The 23,836-nt window shown below is 69.0% G+C and carries 21 protein-coding genes and 1 pseudogene; 9 read left to right on the forward strand and 13 right to left on the reverse strand.

Features of this window, described 5'->3' with window-relative positions; translation table 11 throughout:
* The first annotated feature begins 4 nt into the window (after positions 1 to 4).
* Positions 5 to 1,039: a tRNA preQ1(34) S-adenosylmethionine ribosyltransferase-isomerase QueA gene (gene queA, locus O9335_RS09140; RefSeq protein ID WP_298386905.1), complete on the forward strand. Its 1,035-nt coding sequence runs from the start codon at positions 5 to 7 to the stop codon at positions 1,037 to 1,039.
* Here the strand turns inward: queA and argG are convergent, their stop codons facing one another.
* Genes argG through O9335_RS09155 form a run of 3 tightly spaced genes read right to left on the reverse strand, consistent with a single transcriptional unit; the run spans position 1,040 to position 3,912 of the window.
* Entirely contained in the window at positions 1,040 to 2,380 is a 1,341-nt protein-coding gene (gene argG, locus O9335_RS09145; protein ID WP_298386907.1) for an argininosuccinate synthase, read from the reverse strand.
* A gap of 46 nt (positions 2,381 to 2,426) precedes the next feature.
* Positions 2,427 to 3,023, reverse strand: coding sequence for a YigZ family protein (locus tag O9335_RS09150; protein ID WP_298386910.1), 597 nt, complete (start codon positions 3,021 to 3,023; stop codon positions 2,427 to 2,429).
* A gap of 28 nt (positions 3,024 to 3,051) precedes the next feature.
* Positions 3,052 to 3,912, reverse strand: coding sequence for an ABC transporter substrate-binding protein (locus O9335_RS09155; protein WP_298386914.1), 861 nt, complete (start codon positions 3,910 to 3,912; stop codon positions 3,052 to 3,054).
* 71 nt (positions 3,913 to 3,983) lie between these two features.
* On the opposite strand from O9335_RS09155, the gene tgt reads away from it, so the two are divergent.
* Positions 3,984 to 5,111 (forward strand): tRNA guanosine(34) transglycosylase Tgt, encoded by a 1,128-nt coding sequence (tgt, locus tag O9335_RS09160; RefSeq protein ID WP_298386916.1) that lies wholly within the window; start codon positions 3,984 to 3,986, stop codon positions 5,109 to 5,111.
* An 89-nt stretch (positions 5,112 to 5,200) separates the two neighbouring features.
* Complete coding sequence (locus O9335_RS09165; protein ID WP_298386920.1) at positions 5,201 to 6,955, forward strand: methyl-accepting chemotaxis protein; 1,755 nt, start codon at positions 5,201 to 5,203, stop codon at positions 6,953 to 6,955.
* Between the two features lie 24 nt (positions 6,956 to 6,979).
* Here the strand turns inward: O9335_RS09165 and O9335_RS09170 are convergent, their stop codons facing one another.
* Complete coding sequence (locus O9335_RS09170) at positions 6,980 to 7,552, reverse strand: MOSC domain-containing protein (RefSeq protein WP_298386923.1); 573 nt, start codon at positions 7,550 to 7,552, stop codon at positions 6,980 to 6,982.
* A 187-nt stretch (positions 7,553 to 7,739) separates the two neighbouring features.
* Between O9335_RS09170 and O9335_RS09175 the strand changes: the two genes are divergently transcribed.
* Positions 7,740 to 9,599 carry a phosphoenolpyruvate carboxykinase (GTP) gene (locus tag O9335_RS09175; RefSeq protein ID WP_298386926.1) on the forward strand — a complete coding sequence of 620 codons (1,860 nt, stop codon included), beginning with the start codon at positions 7,740 to 7,742 and terminating at the stop codon, positions 9,597 to 9,599.
* A 52-nt stretch (positions 9,600 to 9,651) separates the two neighbouring features.
* Here the strand turns inward: O9335_RS09175 and nadC are convergent, their stop codons facing one another.
* Both nadC and O9335_RS09185 read right to left on the reverse strand, forming a co-directional pair.
* A complete protein-coding gene (nadC, locus tag O9335_RS09180) occupies positions 9,652 to 10,518 on the reverse strand; it encodes a carboxylating nicotinate-nucleotide diphosphorylase (protein WP_298386929.1) in 867 nt (288 codons plus the stop codon).
* Positions 10,511 to 11,266 (reverse strand): fumarylacetoacetate hydrolase family protein, encoded by a 756-nt coding sequence (locus O9335_RS09185; protein ID WP_298386932.1) that lies wholly within the window; start codon positions 11,264 to 11,266, stop codon positions 10,511 to 10,513. The genes nadC and O9335_RS09185 overlap by 8 nt, the downstream gene beginning before the upstream one ends.
* Before the next feature lie 44 nt (positions 11,267 to 11,310).
* On the opposite strand from O9335_RS09185, the gene O9335_RS09190 reads away from it, so the two are divergent.
* Together O9335_RS09190 and O9335_RS09195 are read left to right on the forward strand one after the other, a co-directional pair.
* Positions 11,311 to 12,234, forward strand: coding sequence for a septal ring lytic transglycosylase RlpA family protein (locus O9335_RS09190; RefSeq protein WP_298386936.1), 924 nt, complete (start codon positions 11,311 to 11,313; stop codon positions 12,232 to 12,234).
* A gap of 18 nt (positions 12,235 to 12,252) precedes the next feature.
* Positions 12,253 to 13,035 (forward strand): ABC transporter substrate-binding protein, encoded by a 783-nt coding sequence (locus O9335_RS09195; protein ID WP_298386939.1) that lies wholly within the window; start codon positions 12,253 to 12,255, stop codon positions 13,033 to 13,035.
* 19 nt (positions 13,036 to 13,054) lie between these two features.
* On the opposite strand, the gene O9335_RS09200 is transcribed toward O9335_RS09195, so the two are convergent.
* Entirely contained in the window at positions 13,055 to 16,417 is a 3,363-nt protein-coding gene (locus O9335_RS09200) for a S41 family peptidase (protein ID WP_298386942.1), read from the reverse strand.
* A gap of 87 nt (positions 16,418 to 16,504) precedes the next feature.
* On the opposite strand from O9335_RS09200, the gene O9335_RS09205 reads away from it, so the two are divergent.
* The gene (locus O9335_RS09205; protein ID WP_298386945.1) at positions 16,505 to 17,221 is read left to right on the forward strand and encodes a YecA family protein; all 717 of its coding nucleotides are present in this window, start codon (positions 16,505 to 16,507) and stop codon (positions 17,219 to 17,221) included.
* A 373-nt stretch (positions 17,222 to 17,594) separates the two neighbouring features.
* On the opposite strand, the gene O9335_RS09210 is transcribed toward O9335_RS09205, so the two are convergent.
* The gene (locus O9335_RS09210) at positions 17,595 to 17,849 is read right to left on the reverse strand and encodes a hypothetical protein (RefSeq protein WP_298386948.1); all 255 of its coding nucleotides are present in this window, start codon (positions 17,847 to 17,849) and stop codon (positions 17,595 to 17,597) included.
* A 160-nt stretch (positions 17,850 to 18,009) separates the two neighbouring features.
* On the opposite strand from O9335_RS09210, the gene O9335_RS09215 reads away from it, so the two are divergent.
* The gene (locus O9335_RS09215) at positions 18,010 to 19,065 is read left to right on the forward strand and encodes an OmpA family protein (RefSeq protein ID WP_298386950.1); all 1,056 of its coding nucleotides are present in this window, start codon (positions 18,010 to 18,012) and stop codon (positions 19,063 to 19,065) included.
* 335 nt (positions 19,066 to 19,400) lie between these two features.
* Here O9335_RS09215 and O9335_RS09220 read toward each other — a convergent pair whose 3' ends face one another.
* The 4 genes from O9335_RS09220 to O9335_RS09235 form a co-directional block, all read right to left on the reverse strand.
* Positions 19,401 to 19,727 carry a type II toxin-antitoxin system RelE/ParE family toxin gene (locus tag O9335_RS09220; RefSeq protein WP_298386953.1) on the reverse strand — a complete coding sequence of 109 codons (327 nt, stop codon included), beginning with the start codon at positions 19,725 to 19,727 and terminating at the stop codon, positions 19,401 to 19,403.
* The gene (locus tag O9335_RS09225) at positions 19,724 to 20,008 is read right to left on the reverse strand and encodes a YlcI/YnfO family protein (protein WP_298386955.1); all 285 of its coding nucleotides are present in this window, start codon (positions 20,006 to 20,008) and stop codon (positions 19,724 to 19,726) included. Before O9335_RS09225 ends, O9335_RS09220 begins: the two co-directional genes overlap by 4 nt.
* Positions 20,009 to 20,328: 320 nt before the next feature.
* Entirely contained in the window at positions 20,329 to 20,790 is a 462-nt protein-coding gene (yidD, locus tag O9335_RS09230) for a membrane protein insertion efficiency factor YidD (RefSeq protein WP_298386958.1), read from the reverse strand.
* Complete coding sequence (locus O9335_RS09235; RefSeq protein WP_298386961.1) at positions 20,790 to 21,935, reverse strand: methionine aminotransferase; 1,146 nt, start codon at positions 21,933 to 21,935, stop codon at positions 20,790 to 20,792. Before O9335_RS09235 ends, yidD begins: the two co-directional genes overlap by 1 nt.
* A gap of 141 nt (positions 21,936 to 22,076) precedes the next feature.
* Here O9335_RS09235 and O9335_RS09240 point away from each other — a divergent pair, with 141 nt between their 5' ends.
* Positions 22,077 to 23,195 carry a GGDEF domain-containing protein gene (locus O9335_RS09240; protein WP_298386963.1) on the forward strand — a complete coding sequence of 373 codons (1,119 nt, stop codon included), beginning with the start codon at positions 22,077 to 22,079 and terminating at the stop codon, positions 23,193 to 23,195.
* A gap of 105 nt (positions 23,196 to 23,300) precedes the next feature.
* On the opposite strand, the pseudogene O9335_RS09245 reads toward O9335_RS09240, so the two are convergent.
* A pseudogene (locus O9335_RS09245) lies at positions 23,301 to 23,597 on the reverse strand (IS5/IS1182 family transposase); the annotation flags it as partial.
* Positions 23,598 to 23,836 lie beyond the last annotated feature (239 nt).

Here is a 23,836-nt window from a genome sequence, read left to right on the forward strand (position 1 = left end):
CGGGATGTCAGCGCCTGCCCTCACCCTGTCCGACTTCGACTACGAGCTGCCGCCCGAGCTCATCGCCCAGCACCCCACGGCCGAGCGCAGCGCCTCGCGCCTGCTCGATGGCCGCCAGTGGCCGCCGGTGGACCGGGTCTTTCGCGACCTGCCCACCCTGCTCGATCCCCGCGACCTGCTGGTGTTCAACGACACCCAAGTCATCAAGGCCCGGCTGCATGGCGTGAAGGCCACGGGCGGCAGCGTCGAGGCCTTGATCGAGCGCCTGCTGCCCGGCACGCACGAGGTCTGGGCCCACCTGCGCGCCAGCAAGAGCCCCAAGCCCGGCAGCCGAGTGCGGTTCGCGCAAGCCTTCGACGCCGAGGTGCTCGGCCGCTGCGGCCCCGAAAACAGCCTGTTCCACCTGCGATTCCCGTCCGATCCGCTGGCCTTGTTGGACGCCCACGGCCACGTGCCGCTGCCGCCTTACATCGAGCACGAAGACAGCGCCGACGACGCGCGCCGCTACCAGACCGTGTTCGCTCAGAACCCCGGTGCCGTGGCCGCACCCACGGCGGCGCTGCACTTCGACGAAGCGGTGCTGGCTGCGCTGCCCTGCCCGCGAGCCAACGTCACCCTGCACGTCGGGGCCGGCACCTTCCAGCCGGTGCGCGTCGAGAACATCGCCGAGCACCAGATGCACAGCGAGTGGTTCAACGTGCCTCAGGCCACGGTGGACGCCATCCAGGCCTGCCGCGAGCGCGGCGGCCGCGTGGTGGCCGTGGGCACCACCACCTTGCGCGCCCTCGAATCGGCCGGCCGCGGTGGCCGCTTGCAGGCCGGCGCTGCCGAGACCGAGATCTTCATCACCCCCGGCTTCGACTTCCAGGTGGTGGACGCACTGATCACGAACTTCCACCTCCCCAAGAGCACGCTGATGATGCTCGTCAGCGCGCTGGCCGGGCACGCGCACATCATGGCGCTGTACCGCCACGCGGTGGCGGGGCGCTACCGCTTCTTCAGCTACGGCGACTCGATGCTGCTGACGCGCCGGGGCTGATCAGCCCTCGCCGCCCGTCAGCAGGGGCAGGCTGCCGCCCGAATCGCGGCCCAGCAGGCCGGCGCGGCTGTACACGCCCAGCTTGTCGCGCGTGTCGGCGATGTCGAGGTTGCGCATCGTCAGCTGGCCGATCCGGTCGGCCGGCGTGAAGGCGGCGTCCTCCACCTTCTCCATGCTCAGCCGCTCGGGCGCGTAGGTCAGGTTGGGGCTCTCGGTGTTGAGGAGGCTGTAGTCGTTGCCGCGGCGCAGCTCCAGCGTCACCTCGCCGGTGATGGCGCGCGCCACCCAGCGCTGGGCGGTTTCGCGCAGCATCAGGCATTGCGGGTCAAACCACCGCCCTTGGTAGAGCAAGCGGCCGAGCTTGCGGCCGTTGATGCGGTACTGCTCGATGGTGTCTTCGTTGTGGATGCCGGTCACCAGGCGCTCGTAGGCGATGTGCAGCAGCGCCATGCCCGGGGCCTCGTAGATGCCGCGGCTCTTGGCTTCGATGATGCGGTTCTCGATCTGGTCGCACATGCCCAGGCCGTGCCGGCCGCCGATGGCGTTGGCCTCCAGGAACAACTCGACCAGACTGGGGAACTCGCGCCCGTTCAAGGCCACGGGCACGCCTTCTTCAAAGCGCACGGTCACGGTTTCGCGCTGGACCTCGACGTCGTCGCGCCAGAAGGCCACGCCCATGATGGGCTTGACGATGTGCAGGCCGGCGTTGAGGAACTCCAGGTCCTTGGCCTCGTGCGTGGCGCCCAGCATGTTGCTGTCGGTGCTGTAGGCCTTCTCGACCGACATCTTGTAGTCAAAGCCGTGGGCGATGAGGTACTCGCTCATCTCTTTGCGGCCGCCCAGCTCGTCGATGAAGGTCTGGTCCAACCAGGGCTTGTAGATCTTGAGCGCCGGGTTGGCCAGCAGGCCGTAGCGGTAGAAGCGCTCGATGTCGTTGCCCTTGTAGGTGCTGCCATCGCCCCAGACGTTCACGCCGTCTTCGCGCATGGCCACCACCAGGGCCGTGCCGGTCACCGCGCGGCCCAAGGGCGTGGTGTTGAAGTAGGTGGCACCGCCAGTGCTGATGTGGAAGGCCCCGCTCTGCAGCGCCGCCAGCCCCTCCGCCGCCAGCTGCGCCCGGCAGTCGATCAGCCGGGCGATCTCGGCCCCGTACGCCTTGGCCTTGCGCGGGATGTCCTCGTAGTCGCTCTCGTCCGGCTGGCCCAGGTTGGCCGTGTAGGCGCAGGGCACGGCGCCCTTGCCGCGCATCCAATGCACGGCAGCGCTGGTGTCCAGGCCGCCCGAGAACGCGATGCCGACGCGCTGGCCGACGGGAATGGATTGCTGGATGGTGGCCGACACGGTCGCTCGCTGAATGAAGGGTGGGACTGCGGGAGAACCCGCAAGTTTAGGTGGCGGGGTCGGGCGGCAGCCACCCAATCCGGCCTTGGCAGGCTTCGTCCAACGCGGACGCCAGCGCCCGGGCGCCATCGGCCGGCAGACGAAGTTGCAGGGTCACTTGCGCGCCGTGTTGGGCGGCGAGCAGCTCGGCCCCGGCCTGCTGGGCCATGCGGCGGACCAGGCCTTCTTGCGGGTAGGGGAAGGTGCAGCGCAAGATCTCCCAGCGCTGGAGGCGGGTGCGTGGGGCGTCGATCAAGGCCTGCGCCACGGCGTCGGTGTAAGCGCGCACCAAGCCACCAGCCCCCAACTTCACGCCCCCGAAGTAGCGCACCACGGTGGCCAGCACGCCTTCCAGACCCTGGTGACGCAACACGTCCAGCATGGGCCGCCCCGCCGTGCCGCTGGGCTCGCCGTCGTCGTTGGCCGCGCTCTGACCGCCTGCCAGCAACGCCCAACAGACGTGCGCGGCCTGCGGATGCTCGGCGCGCAGCTCGTCCACCCGGGCCAGGGCCTCGGGGCGGCCGGCGCAGGGCTCCACGCAGGCGATGAATCGGCTCTTTTTGATCAGCGTCTCGGCGTGCGCTGGCGCGCGCAGGGTGTCCACGGCGGGGCCAGCGAGGACCAACGAGCGGTCAGCGGGTGGGGTCCGTGGGGTTGACAACCACGGTCGCCGGCACCGCAACCACCGCGACATGCCGCGAAACGATGGGCCCCAAATGATGCTGAACCATGCGAGCCAGGGTGCCGTCTCGATGCGCAGCTTCAGCGGCGGACCGCAGGGATCGCCGGACGGGGTCAGGGACGCGCTTGGACACGGCCCAGCCGACCATGAATGACTCGTCGGGGAACCAATCGAGCAGGCGCTGCTGGTGCAGCCAGGCATCGGTCCGCCCCACCAAAACCTCGGGCGGGATCCAGACAGCGGCCACCCGGCCTGCTGCGTACGCTTTCAACAGACCCGTCAAGTCCCCCGATTCGCTGACGCGGCCCTGCGCTTTCAGGCGATCGATCCAGGCCTGCACGGAGGCCGGCCGGCGGGCTTGAGCGATGACGCCCAGCCGGAGTTCTGTGCGCTGCGCGAACGCCTCGCGGTCGGGCACGTACTCGGCCAAGGCGCGGCTCGTCAGTGCCAAGCCCCTCAACCGGGTCAACACGAGGAAATCGGCCTGGGCGGCCCGCGCCTCGCTGTACACCGCCCCCGAGGTGAGGTCCACCGCGCCCGACTCGAGCGAGCGCCACAAGCGCGTCACGTTGGTGGGCTCGATGTCGAGTGGGCAGCCGGTTCGGTGGCTCAGTTCGCGAGCCACCTCTGCGTCCATGCCAGCGGCTGAGCCGTCGGCGCGAGGCTCGAACAGACCTGGCCCGGGCAGCAAGGCCGCCCGCAGCCGCGGGCAGTCGCTGCCGGCCTGCGCAACGTGCATCGCCAGCGCGCACGCCAGACCGACCCAAGTCCTGCGCTTGTGTTGCCCAAGGGTGGCGAAGGCCGAATCCATGCGGACAGTCTGCGTCGACGCACCGAAGCCGGCATCAGCGTTTGCACGGAGAGCACCGCGACAATCGCCCGATGCTTCAGTTCGAACTCCTGCGCCAAGAAGGCGCCGCCCGCCGTGGCCGCATGAAGCTCAACCACGGCGTGGTCGAGACCCCCATCTTCATGCCGGTGGGCACCTACGGCACTGTGAAGGGCGTGATGCCGCGCGACCTCACCGAGATGGGGGCCCAGATCATCTTGGGCAACACCTTTCACCTGTGGCTGCGCCCGGGCTTGAAGGTGCTGGAGACCTTCGGGGGGTTGCACAAGTTCGAGAACTGGCACAAGCCCATCCTGACCGACAGCGGCGGCTTCCAGGTGTGGAGCCTGGGCGCCATGCGCAAGATCAGCGAAGAGGGCGTCAAGTTCGCCAGCCCCATCAACGGCGACAAGCTGTTCCTCACGCCCGAGGTCAGCATGCAGATCCAGACGGTGCTCAACAGCGACATCGTCATGCAGTTCGACGAGTGCACGCCCTACGAGACCAAGGGCCGCCTGACCACCGAGCGAGAAGCCCGCGCCAGCATGGCCATGAGCCTGCGTTGGGCCCAGCGCTGCCAGGACGAATTCGCTCGGCTGGAGAACCCCAATGCCTTGTTTGGCATCGTGCAGGGCGGCATGTTCGAGAAGCTGCGCGACGAATCGGCCGCCGGGCTGGTGGACTTGAAGTTCCCCGGCTACGCCATCGGTGGCTTGTCGGTGGGGGAGCCCAAGGCCGACATGCAGCGCGTGCTGGCCCACACCGCACCCTTGCTGCCCACGAACAAGCCGCGCTACCTGATGGGCGTGGGCACGCCCGAGGACTTGGTGGAAGGCGTGGCCAACGGCATCGACATGTTCGACTGCGTCATGCCCACCCGCAACGCGCGCAACGGCCACCTGTTCACCCGCTTCGGCGACCTGCGCCTGCGCAACGCCCGCTATCGCGAGGACGAGCGGTCCATCGACGAAACCTGCGCCTGCCACGCCTGCGCGAACTTCAGCCGGGCCTACCTGCATCACCTCGACCGCTGTGGCGAGATGCTGGGCCCGATGCTGACCACCATCCACAACCTGGCCTACTACCTGAACCTGATGCAGGAAATGCGCGACGCGCTGGACCAAGGGCGCTTCGCGGCTTGGAAGGCCCAGTTCCACGCCGACCGCGCGCGGGGCGTTTGAAACGGGGTCGGAGCCCCTCGGAAACCCGAGTGTGTCGGGGCCCTGCCTGATGGCTAGAGTGGGGCGGTTCAGTTTCCTGGAACCGCTCCATGCTGCGCAACTTCAACATCCGTCAGCGTTTGCTGGCCGTTTACGTGTTGTTCGCCTTGATGATCTTGGTGATCGGCGGCTTCGGTTTGTACGCCGCCCGCTCGAACAACGAGGCCTTCCAGCAGTACACCTTTCGCGTGACCCAGAGCGGCCAATGGGCCAGCCAACTGCGGCTCGACTTGATGGCCCTGCAGCGCTACGAGAAGGACTTGGTCATCGCCGTGGACGATGCGGCGCAACGCAAGAAGCATGCAGACCAGTGGGAAGGGCATTTCCAACGGGCCCTCAAGGCCTTTGGGGAGCTGGAGCGTCGCATCGTCGACCCCGCCGTGCTCAAGGACGTGGCCACCGCCAAAGCCGGGCTCGTGAGCTACCACGACGCCGTCGCCAAGGAACTGCCGCAGTTGGACGGGAAGACGGTCGCCGATGCCAAAGCCGCCCTCCAAGAGGGCCAAAAGGGCTTCGTGACGGCCGACGAAATCCTGGCCAAGGCCAACGAGTTGGTCGCCGAGCGAACCCAGCAAATCCAAGGACGGTTCCAGGCTGGCTACCAAACCGTGCTGACGGTGAGCAGCTCGCTCATCGTCTTGGCCGTGGTGGCCATGGTGCTGCTGGGCCGTGCGGTTTCGGCCTCCATCGTGGAACCCCTGCAAGCGGCCGAGCGCTTTGCCGGCCGCGTGCGCGATGGCGATTTGACCGGCGATCTGGGCGTGCGCGGCAGCGACGAAGCGGCCTCCCTCTCCCAGGCCCTGGTGGACATGCAAGGCTCGCTGCAGAAGATCGTGGGCAATGTGCGTCAAGCGGCCGACAGCATCCAGGTCGCCAGCTCCGAGGTGGCCAGCGGCAACCAAGACCTGAGCCACCGCACCGAGCAAACCGCCGCCAGCCTGCAACAAACGGCCAGCGCCATGAACGACCTGACCACCACCGTGAACCAAACGGCCGACTCGGCCCGCACGGCGGCGCAACTGGCCGGCAGCGCCAGCACCACGGCCGAGCGGGGCGGCGCCGTGGTGAGCGAGGTCGTCAGCACCATGGAGCGGATCAACCACTCCAGCCGCCGCATCAGCGACATCATCGGCACCATCGACGGCATCGCCTTCCAAACCAACATCTTGGCTCTGAACGCGGCCGTGGAAGCCGCCCGCGCTGGCGAGGCTGGCCGGGGCTTTGCCGTGGTGGCCGCCGAAGTGCGCAACCTGGCCCAGCGCAGCGCCGAGGCGGCGCGCGAGATCAAGAGCTTGATCGGTGCGAGCGTCGAGTCCGTGGACGCCGGCACGCGCCTGGTAGCCGACGCCGGCACCACCATGGGCGAGATCGTCTCCGCTGTGCAGCGCGTGACCGACATCATTGGCGAGATCAGCGCCGCAGCGGGCGAGCAGAGCAGCGGCATCGGAAACGTCAACACCTCGGTGGTGCAACTGGATCAAGCCACGCAGCAAAACGCCGCGCTGGTGGAGGAGTCGGCCGCGGCCGCCCACTCCTTGCGCGAGCAAGCGCAAAAGCTGGCCGAGGTGGTGTCCACCTTCCGCCTGCCGGGCGGCAGCAGCATGATGGCCTACAGGCCCCCGGCGCCAGCCATGACGCCCAGCTCGGCCTCCAAAACAGCGCCCAAACCCGGCCTCAAACCTGGCATGAAGAAGCCCAGGCCCACGTCGGCCCCGGCGGCGGTCGCAGCCAGCACGCCCCGACCTGCCCCCAGTCCGGCGCCAGCGCCAGCGCCGGCCGCCGATGGAGATTGGGAAACCTTCTGAGCTCGGGCGGGGCCCGCCTCCCGATCAGCGTCCCCGCATCGCCAGCCTGAACAGCTCCGGGATGGATACCTCCCGGGGCCCGGGCTCCAGACGAAACGCTGCCCCGGCGCGCAGACGGCCGGGGCGCTTCACCGCCAGGTAGAAGCCGCAGTAGCCGCTCTGAGCCATCAGTTTCGCGGCCTGTGCAAAGCCCATGACGGCGTTGAACTTGAAGCACGGCTGCCGCGGCTCGCTGACCACCAGTTCGGCATCGTCAAAACACAGGCGGTCGCCCAGCCACACCTGGGTTTCGAGCAGCCCGCTCAGGCTCAGGTTTTCGCCCATCGCTCCCCAAGGCAGGGTCTCGCCCCAGGCCGCCGCGCCAGCCTGGGCCCGGACGGTCTGCCAAAACGGGTAGTGCTCGCTGGGGTAGGCGTAAACCGCCTTGCTCAAGCCCCCATGCACGCTCAGGTCGGCCTGCTCGTCGCCATCCAGCCCCAAGGCCGAGAGCGCCACCGGCCCGTCGACCGCCCCCTTGCCGATGGCGCTGAAGACCCGTTCGCCCGTCAAAGTGGGGATGGGGGCGCTGGTCGCCCGGTTCACGCTGAGCAGCTTCATGCCCCCAGTGTCCGCGAGGGTGGGGGCACATTGGCACATGCGCCAAGCGCATAACCCCGCGTCCGCGGGGAGTTACATCGCGGTTACAGGCCGCCGACAATCGACCTTCCCACGCGGTATGGGGTGAAGGTCGGCTGGGCGGGCCTTCACCCAATCCCGCTTTCGTAACTTTGATGGAACCCGCCCGATGAACGCTCCCACGATGGAAGGCCTGCGCCTGAACGTTCCCGCCTACGTCAAGCACGCTCGGCTGATTGCCTGGGTGGCGGAAATCGCCGCCCTGACCGAGGCCGCCGAGGTGTACTGGTGCGACGGCTCGCAAGCCGAATACGACCGCCTGTGCGATGAGTTGGTGGCCAAGGGCACCTTCAAGCGCTTGAACCCGGCCAAGCGCGCCAACAGCTTCCTGGCTTGCTCCGACCCCAGCGACGTGGCCCGTGTGGAAGACCGCACCTTCATCTGCAGCCGCACGAAGGACGAAGCCGGCCCCACGAACCACTGGATGGCGCCCGACGAGATGCGCGCCTTGCTGCAGACGGGCGACCAGGCTCTGTTCAGGGGTTCGATGAAGGGCCGCACGATGTACGTGGTGCCCTTCAGCATGGGCCCGCTGGGGTCGCCCATCGCGCACATCGGCGTGGAACTGAGCGACAGCGCTTACGTGGCCGTGAACATGCGCTTGATGACCCGCATGGGCAAGGGCGCGCTCGAGGTGCTGGGCGACGACGGCCACTTCGTGCCTTGTGTGCACACCGTGGGCGCGCCGCTGCAAGCCGGCCAGGCCGACAGCGCCTGGCCCTGCAACCCGAGCACCAAGTACATCGTCCACTATCCCGAAACCCGCGAGATCTGGAGCTACGGCTCGGGCTACGGCGGCAACGCGCTGCTGGGCAAGAAGTGCTTCGCGCTGCGCATTGCCTCGACCATGGGCCGGGACCAAGGCTGGCTGGCCGAGCACATGCTCATCCTGGGCGTGACCAACCCGCAAGGCGTCAAGCGCCACGTGGCCGCTGCCTTCCCCAGCGCCTGCGGCAAGACCAACTTCGCCATGCTGATCCCGCCCGCCGGCTTCGAGGGCTGGAAGGTCACCACCATCGGCGACGACATCGCCTGGATCAAGCCGGGGGCCGATGGCCGCCTGCGCGCCATCAACCCCGAGGCCGGTTACTTCGGCGTGGCCCCAGGCACCAACACGCTGACCAACCCGAACTGCATGGCCTCGCTGGACCGCGACGTCATCTTCACCAACGTGGCCCTGACCGACGACGGCGATGTGTGGTGGGAAGGCCTGACGGCGGAAGCCCCGGCGCACCTGATCGACTGGCAAGGCAAGGACTGGACGCCGCACGACGCCAAGGTCGACGGCCGCAAGGCGGCGCACCCGAACGCCCGTTTCACCATCGCCGCCACCAACAACCCCGCGCTGGACGCCGAATGGGACAACCCCGAGGGCGTGGTGATCGATGCCTTCATCTTCGGCGGCCGCCGCAGCACCACGGTGCCGCTGGTCACCCAGGCCCGCAATTGGGTGGAAGGCGTCTACATGGCCGCCACCATGGGCAGCGAAACCACCGCCGCCGCCTTTGGGCAACAGGGCGTGGTGCGCCGTGACCCCTTCGCCATGCTGCCCTTCATGGGCTACAACATGAGCGACTACTTCGCCCACTGGCTGAAGATGGGCGCGCAACTCGGCGCCCAGGCGCCGGCCATCTTCTGCGTGAACTGGTTCCGCAAGGGCGCCGATGGCAAGTTCGTCTGGCCCGGCTACGGGGAAAACATGCGGGTGCTGGCTTGGATGCTGGACCGCCTGGACGGCAAGGTCGAGGGCAGCGACAACGCGTTTGGTGTGTCGCCCAAGTACGACGAGATCCACTGGGGCGGCCTGCCGTTCACGCACGCGCACTTCGAGACGGTGACCCACATCGACAAGGCCGACTGGGCCGCCGAGTTGAAGCTGCACGACGAGCTGTTCGCCCAACTGGCCCTGCGCCTGCCGGCCGAACTGCCCGCCACCAAAGCCGCCATCGCGCAGCGCTTGGGCCTGTAAGGCCGCTGAAGCCCCCGCGCCGCGCCGCATGAGCGCGCGGCGCCGGGCTGACTCACACCGGGCCGAGCACGCGCAAGGAGTAGTCCACCGCGCGCACGTCCTTGGTCAGCTTGCCGATGCTGATGCGGTCCACGCCCGTGGCGGCGATGGCGCGCAGGCCCTCGAGCGTGATGCCGCCGCTGGCCTCGAGCAGCGCGCGGCCGGCGTTGCGGTTCACGGCCTCGCGCATGGCGTCGAGGCTGAAGTTGTCCAGCAGCAGGCTGGTGGCGCCCGCTTGCAGGGCTTCGTCCAGCTGCGCCAGTGTTTCCACCTCGATCTGGATGCTCACGCCCGCCTTCAAGGCCTCGGCGGCGCGCAGGGCGGCCGTCACGCCACCGGCGGCGGCGATGTGGTTTTCTTTGATGAGGATGCCGTCGTACAAGGCCAGGCGCTGGTTGGCGCCGCCGCCCACGCGCACCGCGTACTTCTGCGCCAGTCGCAGGCCCGGCAGGGTCTTGCGGGTGTCGAGGATGACGCAGCCCCGAGGGTTGGGGCTGGCGCCTGCGATGGCCTTCACGTGCTCGCGGGTGAGCGTGGCCACGGCCGACAGCGTTTGCAAAAAGTTCAGCGCCGGGCGTTCGGCGCTGAGCAGGGCGCGGCCGTCGGCTTCGATCGTGCAGATCACCGTGTCGGCCTGCATGTCGGCCCCCTCTGGCACGTGCCAAGTGAGCACCGCGCTCGGGTCCAGCGCCGCGTAAACACCATCAAACCAGGGCTGACCGGCGCACACGGCGGCCTCGCGCACGCGCAGCTGCGCGCGCACGCGCTGGACGGCGGGCGTGAGTCGGGCGGTCCAGTCGGCCACGCCGATGTCTTCGCGCAGCGCGTCCCGGATGTTTCGGGCGCGGGCTTCTTCCAAGCTTTCGTTGTGGTCAAACACGGGGGGCGATCTCCAAGACCAAGGGGGGCAGGCCGTCGATGCTGGCCTCGACGCGGTCGCCCGGCAAGAGCGGCCCCACGCCAGCGGGCGTGCCGGTGAAGACGAGGTCGCCCGGCTGCAATTCGTACAGCTCGCTCAAGCGAGACAGCAAGTCGGGCACGGGCCAGATCAGATCGGCCAAGTCGCCCTGCTGACGCGGCAGACCGTTGACGCCGAGCGCGATGCGTCCTGCCGTGGGCAAGGCGCTGGCCAGCGGCTGGATCGGGCCCAGCACGGCCGAGCGGTCGAAGCCCTTGGCCGCATCCCAGGGCTTGCCTGCGGCCTTGGCGGCGGCTTGCAGATCGCGGCGGGTCAAGTCCAGTCCCACGGCCTGGCCCCACACGGCGGCGAGGGCTTGCGCTGGCGTGGCACGGTGCAGCGGCGCGCCCAGCGCGACGACCCACTCCACCTCGTGGTGCAGGTTCTCGGTGGCGCAGGGGTAGGGCAGCGCACCGCGCAGCGCGGGTTCGAACACGGCGTCGGCCGGCTTGGCAAAGAAAAAGGGCGGGGGCAGCACGCCTTCCAAGGGGGCCGCGGTGGCGGGACGGTGGTCCGGTGCGGGCGGTTGCAGGGCCATCGCTCCCATCTCCCGGGCGTGCTCGGCGTAGTTCTGGCCCACGCAGTAGATGCGATGCACCGGAAAGCGCTCGGCGCGGCCCAGCACGGTGACGGTGGCCGGGGGCCAAGGGGGGAAGACGGTGGCGGACATGGCAAGCCTGGAGCGTCAGAGGGCGCGATGCTAAGGTGCGCGCCATGCTGGAACGGCTCCTCCTCCTGATGCTGCTGACCCTGCTGACGGCCTGCGCCACGCGCGAGCCCAGCAGCCTGCCCGCCCCCGAGCGCACGGGCCGCGACGGCCTGACCGCCCAGGTGCCGCCCGACCTGCTCCAAGTGCCCGACGCCGTGCCCCGCGTCGAACCCATCCGCTTGGGTGGGCCCAACAAGCCCTACGAGGTGCTGGGCGAGCGCTACGAGCCGCTGCTGGAGGACCGCCCCTACGCCGAACGGGGGCTGGCCAGCTGGTACGGCAAGAAGTTCCATGGCCGCCAAACCGCCAGCGGCGAGACCTACAACATGTTTGCCATGACGGCCGCGCACCCGCGCTGGCCCCTGCCCAGCTACGCCCGCGTGCGCAACCCAGCCAATGGACGCGAGGTGATCGTTCGCGTCAACGACCGCGGGCCGTTCGTCAAGGGCCGTGTCATCGACCTGAGCTACACCGCCGCGCTCAAGCTCGACGTCCACCGCGGTGTGGCCCCGGTGGAAATCGAGCGCCTGACTTTCGACGAGATCCGCGCTGGGCGCTGGCGCCGCGACGGCGCGCCCGCCGACCCGGTGCTGGCGGCCCCCGCCCCCAGCGTGGGGGCGCCCGACCTGCCGGACACGCAAGCCCTGCGCGATGCGGCACCCGTGGAGAACGCCGCGCCTCGGGTTCGCGCCCCCAGCCCCGGCACTTGGGTGCAACTGGGTAGCTTTCGGGAGCTGGACAACGCGCTGGCGCTGAAAGAGCGGGTGCGTCAGCAGTGGCCGCAGGCCGAGCTGCTGCTCACCACCTTCCGCGATCGCGGCCTGCACCGCGTGCAGCTGGGCCCCTTCGACTCGCAGGACGAGGCCCAAGACGCCGCTCGGCGCGTGCGGGCCCTGACGGAACTCACACCCCTGATCGTGCGTCGCTGACTGACCCATGGAGACCCTGTGACGAACCCGGCAAACCGCCGCCGATCGAGACGCTGCGCGACGCGCCGCGCCGCGCTCGGCGCTGGCGCATGGGCGCTGGCGTTGGGCTCGGTGCAGGCCCAGGGCGTCGAACCCTTGCGCGTTTTGGTTTCCAGCGCCTGGGCCATGCCCTTGCTGGACTGGCGCGAGGAGCGGGTGCAGGGCGGCATCGTGCCCGACCTGGCCCAGGCCGTGGCGCACCGCCTGGGCCGGAGCGTGCACTTCGTCGTCATGCCGCGCGCCCGCATGGACGCGGCCGCTCTGGCCGGAGACGCCGACCTGCGTTGCTACGTGCGCCCCGCCTGGACCAGCACCCCCGAGGCCTACGCCTGGAGTGGCGAGTTGTTCCCCGTGGCCAACGTGATCGTGGGCCATGCCGGCGTGCCAGCGCCGCAGTCCTTGGCCGAGCTGCCAGCCCGCAGCGTGGTGGGCGGCACGCGCGGTTATCGCTACCCGCCGCTGGAGGCCGGCTTCCAGGCCGGCACTTGGCTGCGCGAAGACGCCGTCGACCAAGAAAAGCTGTTGCTCAAGCTGTCTTTGCGCCGTCACCCCTACGCCGTGACCGACGCCCTGACCTTGGGCTGGTTCCTGCGTCAATCGCCCCACGCCGCGCTGGCGCCGTGGCGATTGGAGGTGTCGCAGGAGCCCGTGCATTGCGCCGTGCCCAAGGCCGGGCGGGTGGACGCCGCCCGGCTGCTGGCCGCGGTGGAGGCGGTGCGCCGCTCGGGCGAGGTGGCCACCATCCTCCAGCGCTACCGCTGAGTGGGCGCCACCCGCCGCGTCAGCGCTTCAAGTCGGGGTAGGCCTTCACGCGTGGGCTTCGCTGTGCGGGTGTGCTGGCCGGCAGCTGCTTCATCAGCGCCGCCACCGCGGCCTGCAGTTGGGCGTCGCCGCCTTGCGCGGTGTGGCGGGGCGGGTTGTCCACCTCCAGGTCGGGCTGGACGCCCACGCCTTCCACCAAGATCTGGCCCGTGGCGTCGATCTGCGCGGTTTCGGCCGCCCGCATGATGCCGTTGTCCATCAGGCGGTTGCGGTCGCTCAGCCACACGCCAGCGCCGCTGGTGGCCTTGCCGATGACCGGGCCAAGCTTCAGGCGCTTGAAGCCCTCGGCGAAGGTTTCACCATCGCTGTAGGTGTTCTCGTTGACGAGCACCGCCAGCGGGCCGCTGAAGCTGTTTTGCATGTTGGGGTAGGTGTCGCCGCCGGCCGGGTGGCGCGGCTGCCACCAGGCCCAGGCGCGGCGCAGCAGCTTCTCCAAGATCCAACTGTCGATGTTGCCGCCGTTGTTGAAGCGCACGTCGATGACCAGGGCCTCCTTGTCCAGCTGGGCGTAGAAGTCTTTGGCGAAGTCGGCCACGTCCTCGGCGCCCATGGCGCGCAGGTGCAAGTAGCCCACCCGGCCGTTGCTGGCCTGGGACACGGCCTTCGCGCGGCCGTGGCGCCAGTCGTTGTAGCGCAGCACGCTCTCGCGACGCGGGTCCACGGGCGTGACGATGAGGCTGCGGCGCTCCTGGCCCTGCAGCAGCTCCAGGCGCACCTGCTTGCCGGCCTCGCCCTGCAGCAGGGTGGCGCCTTGCGGCCAGCGCATGGCGCGGCCGTTGATGGCGGTGATCACGTCGCCCTCGCGCACGTCCAGCCCTGGCGCCAGCAAGGGGCCACGGTCGGTGATGAGCTCGGGGTCGCCGCGGTACAGGCGCTCGATGCGGGCACCTTGTTCGTGCGCCGCGAGCTTGGCGCCCAGGCCGGCAAGGGCTGGCGGCTCCTCGGCTTGCGGCGGCAGGTCGCCCACAGCCACTTGGCTGTGCAGCAGGTTCAGGTCGCTGGCCATTTGACCCAGCAGGTCGGCGAGCTCGGCGCGGTCGCCCACGCGCGGCAGCAGGGCGGCATGGCGCTCGCGGCTGGCCTTCCAGTTCACGCCGTGCAGCTTCGGGTCGTAAAAGTGGTCGCGCGACAAGCGCCAGGCGTCGTCAAACAGCTGCTGCCACTCTTGGCGCGGCGTGAGGCTGACCTGCCAGTCGCTCCAGCGCACGGTGGCCTTGCTCAGGTCGGCCGGGGGCTTGGGCGAGGCTTCCAGGATGGCGATGTCGGGCGCGGCGCCGGGTGCAGCGTCGCGCTGCACCAGCAGGTGCTTGCCGCTGGGCGTGAGCGCGAAGCGACGCACGCGCTCGCTGTGGGTGTCGGGGGTGGCGCCCGGCTCCAGCGCCAGGGTTTTGAGCGCCCCCGCAGCCCCGCCCTCGGCCTCGCGCCACCACAGGCGCTTGCCGTCGGCCGCCAAATCGCTGATGCGGCCGGGGGGAACGGGCAGCTCGAACAAGCGATCGGCCAAGCCCTCCAGCACGATCTTGGGCAGGCCGGGCTTGGCGTCTTTCTTGGGCTCGGCCGCCTTCGGGTCGGCCTTGGTGTCGGCCTTGGTGTCGGTTTTCGCGTCCGTCGGCTTGGCTTCGGCCTTGGGCGCGCTCGGCGGCAGCTCGTCCTTGGCCGATGTGGGCAGGCGCAGGCCGGGCTGCAGGGCCAGGGCATAAACCTTGTCACCCGGCTCGAACGCCGGGCCCATGTTGCGGTCGGCCCAAACGCTGCTGCCGGCTTGCGTGGCGAAGTGGCGGCGGCTGGCGAAATACAGCCATTGGCCGTCGGGGCTGAAGGCGGCATCGCCGCTGTCGTAGCGGGTGCTGGTCAGGGGCGCCGGCTGGCCTTGCAGCGGGTGCAGCCACAGCTGGCCGCGAAAGCCCACGCTGCCGGTCTTGCTGTAGGCGAGGGCTTGGCCCTCGGGGTGCCAGGCGAGATTGCCGATGCCCCCCCGCGCGGCACGGTCCAGTTCGCGGGTCTTGGGGCCGCCTGGGGCCTTCAAGTCGGTGAGGTGCAGGGCACCGGCAAGGTCGGTGTGGGCGACGTAACGGCCATCGGGCGAGGGCAGCAGGCCGGTGCGCACCACCTGCCCGCCTTGGGTGAGTGCTTGACGCGTCGGAGCACCCAGGGCGTCAAGCTGCCACAGCTCCACCTCGCCACTGAAATCGCACAAGGCGAACACCTGCTTGCCATCGGCGCTGAAGGCAGCGTCGCGGCAGCGCGTGCCCTCGGGCTGCTGCAACTCGGCGCGGCGCAGGCCTTGCGTGCCCTGCGTGGCCAAGCGGCCGCGCACGCCCAACAGGGCGCGCTCGCCGTTCGGGCTGAGCGCCACCTCGGTGAGGAAGTCTTGCGGGCGCTTGATCCAGCGCGGGGTGTGGGCGGCTGCGTGGTCGCTCAGCAAGACGATGGGCAAAGCGGCGGGCTGCTGAGGGCCGTCGGCCAGCAGGCTGACCCGGTGCAGGTCGGCGCCGCGCGCGACCACCATCTGGGGCCCGGTGATGCTGGCGCTGCGCACATCGAAGTCTTTCCACGCGGTGTGGGCCTTGGCGTCGCTGCCGTCGGGCCTGACCGACCAGACGTTGAAGATGCCGTCGCGGTCGCCCAGGAAGGCGATGCGCTCTTGCCCGTCGCGGTCGCGGTAGGCCATGGGGCGCTTGGCATTGCTGCGGGGGAAATCAGCGCCCAGCAACGGGCGAGCCTCCGCCGAACCCTGGAGGTCCAGCGCCCAGATTTGGGCCAGAGCGCCGCCGCGGTAGCCCTTGGCGTTGTCGCCGCGCAGGCCGTGGCGGGTGAAGTACAGGGTGCGGCCGTCCAGGCTCAGGCCCAGGTCATTGGCATCGCCCACGGGCAGGGGTTGCAGATCGGCGCCCTGCAAGCGGTAGGCGGTGGTCACGGGTCGGCCGTCGGTGGCGGGGGCGGTGAGCAACAGATGGCCCTCGCGGTCGGCACCCCAAACACGCACCTGCGCGTTGCCCAGCCAGGTGCGGCGCTGGGGCGCCCCGCCGGTGAGGGGCATGGTGTAGACATCGCCCGCGCTCTCCATCTGGCCAACAAAGGCCAGCGTCTGACCATCGGGCAGCAAGACGGGGCTGCTCTCGACCCCCGCGTGCGCCGTGAGCCGAACCGCGGTGCCGCTGCCGTTGACGCGCCACAAGTCGCCCTGGCTCAAGAAAACGATCAAGTCGCCCTGCACCGCCGGCTGGCGGTAATAGCCCGGCGCGGGGGCCTGCGCCGAAACCGGCTGGAGGGTGGCCAGGGCCGCGAAAGCCACGGCGGTGAAGCGAGCGGTGAGAGACATGGGTGAGTCGGGGTTCGCTGTGACGAAAGCGGCGATTGTTGGCGCCAAGGCCGCCCATGCCGAGCGTCATGCCGGGACAATCCCAGGATGCCCGCCCACAGCTCCCACGCCCCCCTCGACCTGAACGCCCTGGATGCCCTGCAGGCCCTGCTGGACGATGTGCCCGCGCCCCTGGAGCCGTTGGACGTGTCCATGCTCGACGGCTACCTCACCGCCGTGGCCTTGCAGCCCAAGGCGCCGCCGCCCAACGAGTGGTTGCGCTGGGTGCTGGACAGCGAGGAGGGCCGCGCGCCGCCCGTGGGCTTCAACCCCGAGCCCATCCGGGCGCTGGCCATGCGCCGCCTGCAGCAGCTGGACGCCGCCATCCGCCATCGTCAGTGGTTCGACCCCTGGGTCTTCGAGCCCATGGACGACGACGGTGAGGACGCCGACCCCGAAGACTGGGAAACCATCCTGGCCGCCGTGTACCCCTGGGTGGCGGGTTTTGCGCTGGGCGCCGACGCCTTCCCGCGCGGCCTGATGGCCTGCCACAACGCCGAACTGCTCGAGGGCCTGGCCGGCATCTACCAATTCCTCGACCCCGAGGACCTGGAGGACGCGGACGAGCTGCTGGAGGCCATCGAGGCCATCGAGCCCGCTGCGCACTTGAGCGAAGCGGTGGAGGTGCTGGTGTCGCACACCCTGCTGCTGGCCGATGTGTCGCGCCCGCTCAAGGGCCCGCCGAAGGTCCCCCACAAGAGCGGCCCACGCCGGTCTGGCCACCCGCCGCGCTCAGGCGGCGGCGGATTCCCACCGCGGCGCTAGAAGGGAACTGACAGCAAGGTCTTGAACGACCGCCCCAACCGCCCGCCAATCCGACGTCGCGGTCCCGACTTGGCAAGGTCTGGAACATGGGAGCGTGGCGTCGGCCCTTTGCACAAGCGCGCAGCAGGTCGAGAGACACCTCGAGACCGGATGCTGCCGATCCTGTCGGCGCGGGGGGCGGGTCACCGGCAGCCATCGACCCCTTGCAGTCGGCCATGCCAGCAAATTTGTGGCGGCGAAGCCGACTTTGGCTGCCGCGTCCTGCAAGCTAACGGGCTCTCCCAGCAGTTGCTTTTAGGTACACATCAGTGGGCGGCACATTTCGCGCCGCACGACGATCGAGCTGGCCCTCCTGCTTGTCGTTAGAAGGGGCTCAGCCGCCCACTGTCCAGCGCCCGCCCAGGGCGCACAGCAGCACCATGCGGCTGGCCTGCTCGGTCTGGTGCAGCGTCACCTGGCTCTGGCGCGTGGCGGCAAGCTGGCGTTGTGCATCCAACAGTTCCAGTGGACTGGACGCATCCCGGCGGCAACTCTGCTCGGCGGCCTCCACCTGCGCGCCCTGCGCACCCGGCGATGCCGGTTGGGGGCGGGAGCACCAGCCGATGGCGGCAAAGTCACTGCGGTACACGAAAGCGAGCTGAAACCCCGCCAGCTACATTGCGGCTGATGAAAATTGACTCGACAGAGCAGCTCCGGTCTGCTGGTCTGTTGGCATCGAACACGAGACTGCCCGACAGCGCGTTGTTTTGCGCCCCGGGCCTGGCGTACCCTGACTTGCGAGGATGTTGATGACGGCAAATTGGCACCGGATGTTGTGGAACATGGCCCGGGCGTTGGCGGTGCTGGGAACTCTGGGCACTATCTCGAAAGCCGGGCAGGCCCAAGCCCTGGGGCCGGACGTAAAGGACGGCAAGGACCACCCCATCGTTTCGCGCTTTGCGGGGTCGCAGCTAATCGGCCACCTGCAGCTTGAGTTCGAGACCGGCCGCTTCTACTTGCCCAGGAAGGAAGCGGGCAATGACCCCACGAAGGAACTCGATACCAACAAACCGGTGAGCCGGGAAGGCAGGGTCACGCGCCTGCTCTACGTGGCGCCGGCCGGAAAGACGCCGCTGGAGGTGCACCGCAACTTCGAACAGGCCCTCAAGGCAGCAGGCTTGAAAGTGCTCACCGCGGTCGACGGACGCAATGCCTGGTGGGACGCAGGCAGTCACTGGCGCGATAACTTCGCGAAGCTGAGCTTCCAGCCGCCATTCGCGGCTGACATCTCACCATTCGACCGCAGCGACGCCCTCTACGTGTACGGCACGCTCACGCGCGGCGGCGTGGAAGTGGCAGTGTCGGTGCTTACAGGCCCGCTCGGGAGCTTTGCCAAGAGTCATTACAAGACAACAAACACCACGGCTCAAGCGGCGGTAGCGGTGCAGATCGTCGAGCCCAAGCCCATGGCCACCGGCCAGGTCACGGTTTCGGCTGAAGGGATCGGCAAAGGCCTGGAGGTCGACGGGCGCATTGCGTTGTACGGCATTTATTTCGATACGGGCAAGGCAGAACTCAAGCCCGAGTCGAAAGCCCAGATCGACGAGATGGTCGCCCTGCTGCGCACGAAACCGCAACTGCGCGTGCACATCGTGGGCCACACCGACAACGTAGGCACAGTGGAAGCCAACCTGCTCCTGTCGCAGCGGCGCGCCGAGGCCGTGGCGGCCGCACTGGTGACCACCCACAAGATCGACGCCAAGCGCTTGAGTGCTCGCGGCGTGGCCAGCCTTGCGCCGGTGGCCGGCAACCGCAACGAGGGCGGGCGTGCGCTGAATCGAAGGGTGGAACTGGTGGAGCAGTGAGAGGCGAGTCCGGCGCCGCTGCACGCTGCGAAAGAGTCCCTTCTGTTCAACATCCGGTTTGGCGGAGGCGACGCCGCTGCGCTGGGCGGCAAATTGAGCTGGCTCATCACCCGGGAACAGATGTCGACCCTTTGCGCGCTTAGCGCCTGAGGCGAAACGTTGAGGTCGGCTCTGCAGCTGGCTCCAGTTACACCTGCGAGCGAGCGGGTGGCGGGAACCGGCCTGTGGGCACGGTCAGCTCCTGGCCGGGAGTGTCGGTACGCTGGCCGTACAGCAAGCAGACTGTGGGTTCCTTTCCGGGTGGCGCAGCGCTCGCTTGGTCGCGCCCGCCCGCTTCAGTGCCGGTAGTCCTCTTCTCGCTGGTGCCTAACCGCGCCCACGATCACGTGGTCGCCGACGATCTCGAAGAGAACGATGTAGCCCGTTCCACCAAACGGAACGATCAGTTCGCGCGAGCGGCCATTACCAAGTTCTGCCCGACGGCATGTGAACGGCGACCAGGACAGCAATCGCATTCCTTCTCGGATAGCGTCCAGTGCTCTCTGAGGATTGGTCCAGTCTGGTGTCTCGCTCGCAAGTTCGCGCTCTATGGAAAAGTCCTCCAGACGCCGCAGGTCCTCCACCGCTTCTTGTAGGAGCGTGACTGTGTACTTGGGCGTCACCGGCCTGCGCGCTGAGCAGCTCGGCGCTTCGCGTCATCGAGGCGTGCCTGCAGGTCGGCCATGACCTCGTCGACACCTTGCCCGCCGCCTTCTTGCTTCCAGCGCTCGATCGCCGCCTCACCACGAGTGACGAACTCGGACTGCACGCGGCGCCAAGCTGCGGCCGCGACGACCGCCTCCTCGATAAATTGGGTCAGCGTCTCGCCATCGCGCAAGACAGCCTCGACTTCGGCACGGACCTCAGGCTCGACACGGATGGGTGGAAAGGTTGCAGAGCGCATGACTCCAATGTATAGCAACTGTGCTACACAAGCAACGCCAGCGGTGCATCCCCTCGCAAGCGCCATGAAACGCGTCAGATTGCCCCTACTGCGATGACTACGAGAACCCCGCCACACAGCCTGAAAGCTGTCCACCGCGGACGTCGCGTCATGGCCGACTGCTGCCGGTCGGCGCCATTCATCGGACGGGAGGCTCCACTGCCAAGCGGCTCACACGGCGGGCGGTACAGGGTGGCTCGGCGATCAAGGCTCTGGCCACTGGCGGTCGTGCTTGGCGAGAAGACGTTCAAGACTGGGTCATCAGCGCCCTCCAGACCGGCTCAGGACGCCCGTCGCTTCTGGCGCTGGGAGCGGCGCTCGTTGCGCTTTTTGCGGTCGCCCCGATCGAACAAGTCGAGCAGGTCGCAGCCGCAGTCGCAGCAGTCCAGGGCCGACCACCGGCCTCGCCCCCGGCCATCGCAGCCGTCACTGTCGGCGCCGCCGTCGAGATCGCAGGGGAAGTCGCAGTCGCCCCGCTGCCGCAGCACCAGGCCGGTGAACCAGCGCGGTGGTGGGGGGTGGTGGGCCCGGTGCACCTCGCCACAGGCGCGCAGGCGCTGTCGCAACAACGGCCAGCCGTTCCACACGCCGTAGCGGCGAAGCAGGCGCGCGCCCACGGCCGAACAGCCTGGCCCGCCCCGATGCACGCGGTGCGCGCAGGCAAAACCTTTGTAGGGCGACACCCAGCGCTGGTAGGCGCGCACGGCGGCCAGCGCCAGCGCGGTGAACGGGCTGGGTGGCATCAAGCGAGCTGGGCCAAGCGCTCGGCCGCCAGCGCCAACGTCTCCGTCTTCTTGGCAAAGCAAAAGCGCACGTGCCGCCGCTCCTGGTGGCGTTGGTAGAAGACCGACAGCGGAATGGCCGCCACGCCCACCGTCGTCGTCAGCCAGCGGGCGAAGTCGACCTCGGACAGCGCGCTCACCGCGCTGTAGTTCACCGTCTGGAAGTAGGTGCCCTCGCACGGCAACAGGGCCAGGGGCGTGGCCGCCAGCGCAGCGCGAAAGGCATCCCGCTTGGCTTGGTAGAACGCGCTCAGGCCTTGCCACGGCGCCGGATCGGCCAGGTACGCGGCCAGCGCGTGCTGGGTGGGCGTGTGCACGGTGAACACGGTGTACTGATGCAGGCGCCGAAAGGCCGCGCTCAAGGCGGGCGGGGCCGCCACGAAACCAACCTTCCAGCCGGTGACGTGGAAGGTCTTGCCAAAACTGCTGACCAAAAAGCTGCGCGCCGCCAGGCCCGGAAACGCCGCCACGCTGTGGTGCGCGGCGCCGTCGAAGACCATGTGTTCGTAGACCTCGTCGCTGACCACGATGAAGTCGTGCTGCTCGGCCAAGGCCTGCAGCGTCAGGAGGTCTTCGCGCGTGGCCACGCGGCCGCTGGGGTTGTGCGGCGTGTTGAGCACCAGGGCGCGGGTGCGCGGGGTGATGGCGGCCTGCACCGCGTCCCAGTCGATGCGGTAGTCCATCGTCATGGGCACGCCCACCGGCACACCGCCGGCCAGACGGATGGCGGGGTCGTAGCTGTCGTAGGCGGGTTCGAGGACGATGACCTCGTCGCCCGCGCCCACGCAAGCTTGGAAGGCGGTGGCCAGCCCTTGGGTGCCGCCGGCGGTCACGGTGATGTCGGTCTCCGGGTCGTAAGCCTGCCCGTAAAGGGCTTGCAGTTTGCTGGCGATGGCTTGCCGCAGCGCCGGCACGCCCGGCATGGGCGGGTACTGGTTGTGGCCGGCGGCCATGGCGTCGGTGACGGCCTGCAGCAAGGCCGGGTCGGCACCAAAGTCGGGAAAGCCTTGCCCCAAATTGACCGCGCCGTGCTGCGCGGCCAGGGCGGACATGACGGAAAAGATGGTGGTGCCGGTGTTTGGCAGCTTGGTGGGCAAGGTGGGCATGGCAGGTCGTGAGCAGTACAAGCCCGATTGTTGATCCCGCTCTCCGGCTCGGGCTCGCGGCCCCATCGACCCGATCAAAACCGCCCACGCCCCGGGGAAGACCGCAGGGCGCGGCGGCCCAACTGGTGGCATCGTGGCGACATGCGTGTGCACCTTCCCAGCTTCGACTTGGCGCTGCTGAGCGCCGTCTTCCTCGTCAGCTTGGCCTTGATGCTGGCTCGGCGTCCGCGCGAGGCCAGCCCCAGCCTGCGCACCTGGACCCTGAGCACGTGGCTGGGCCTGGGCGCGCTGGCTACGTTCGGCAGTGCGGGCGACAGCGCGGCCGCTGCGGCCGTGGCTCGGGTGCTGATGTTGGCCAGCATCACCGGCATGGCCGCTGCGGTGCGGCAGGGCTTCACCGGCCGCATCTTGGCGCCTTGGGAGGCCGGCCTGGCCAGCGCCTGGGGCTTGGCCGCGGCCTACAGCGCCTGGATGCCTGGGCCCTGGGCGGGCTGGGTCCTGGGCGGGGCACTGGCCGCCGTGAGCGGCGCGGGCGCGCTGTTCCTGCTGGCGCGCTGGCGCGACCTGGCCGGTGGTGTGCGCGGGCTGGCCGGCTTGCTGCTGCTCACCGCCGCCTGGGCGCTGTGGCTCGGCGCGCACGAAGGCGCCGCCGCCTCGGCGCCTTGGGCCCACGGGCTGGCCTGGCTGCAACTGGCCGGCACCGTGGCCTTCCTGATCGCCCTGCTCGACCGCAGCCACCTCGGGCTGAACGAGCAGCAATCGGACGACCCCACCACCGGCTGCATGACACGCCGCGGCTTGCACCCGGTGCTGCAGCACACGCTGGCGCGCAGCCACCGCGACGGGCAACCTGTGGCCTTCCTGCTCATCAGCGTGGATGGGCTGGAAACGCTGCACCAGCGCCATGCGCCGCGCGTCATCGACCGCGTGTTGAGCGCCTGCGCGCAGCGCCTGCAAAGCCGTGCTCGTGCCTCGGACTTGGTGGCGCGCTACGGCCCCGACACCTTTGCGGTGGTGCTGCCCGACACCCCGCCCGAGGCCGCAGCGCCGGTGGCCGATGCCCTGCGCGAAGCCGTGGCGAACACGCCGCTGGACCTGGGTGCGGGAGCCAGCATGGCCATCAAGGTGACCATCGGCGTGTCGGTCTCCACCGCCGCCAACCGCTGGAACGAGGCACAGCTCTACCAACACGCCGAGACAGCGCGCCAAGCCGCGCAGGCCCAGGGCGCCAACCGGGTGGTGGTCGCGCCCCTGCTCTGACCCTGGCAACCACGGTTCGGCATCTCGATGGACTACCGGCTGCAGCAGCCGGGGCTCGTCGTACTCCATGCCGCTGACGAACTGCCAGACCACGTTCTCGCTTCAGCGGGCCACCAGTTCTTCGTCGCTGAGGTTGAAGGAGTTCTTCAGGTACAGCAGGCTGGCCATCGGCCGGATGGGCAGCCGAGGACGGCCACCTGCGCCAACACCACCGCCGAACTTGAGCTCATCCAACAGGTATGGCACCGTGGCCGCGCCAGGCGTGCGCGCCTTGCGCTGAAAGTGAGGTGCCAGCACCTGCTCGATTTGCGCCCACGGCAGTCGGCCTGCCAACACCACCATCGGATGGCGGGGGTCCACCATACCCTCCAGGCGGGCGCGAAAGAAATCGGGGGTTGTCATGGCCAGATCCTCCAGGAATTCCACGGTAGTGGCATGAATCCCGCGGGAATTGGGTCGTCTTAACTGCACTTAAAGTGTTGATGTACAACGAGAAATCTACTTTTGCAGGGCCGGCTAAGCCGGCACGCAGGCGTCCATGCGACGGCAGCCTTGGGCCAGCACGTCCAAGAACAACTGCCGATCCTCGTCGTCCACAAAGATCGCCTCGCGCCGGTCACCGCGGGAGGTCAGGTGGTAAA

The organism is Inhella sp. (assembly GCF_027532025.1).
GTDB lineage: Bacteria > Pseudomonadota > Gammaproteobacteria > Burkholderiales > Burkholderiaceae_C > Inhella.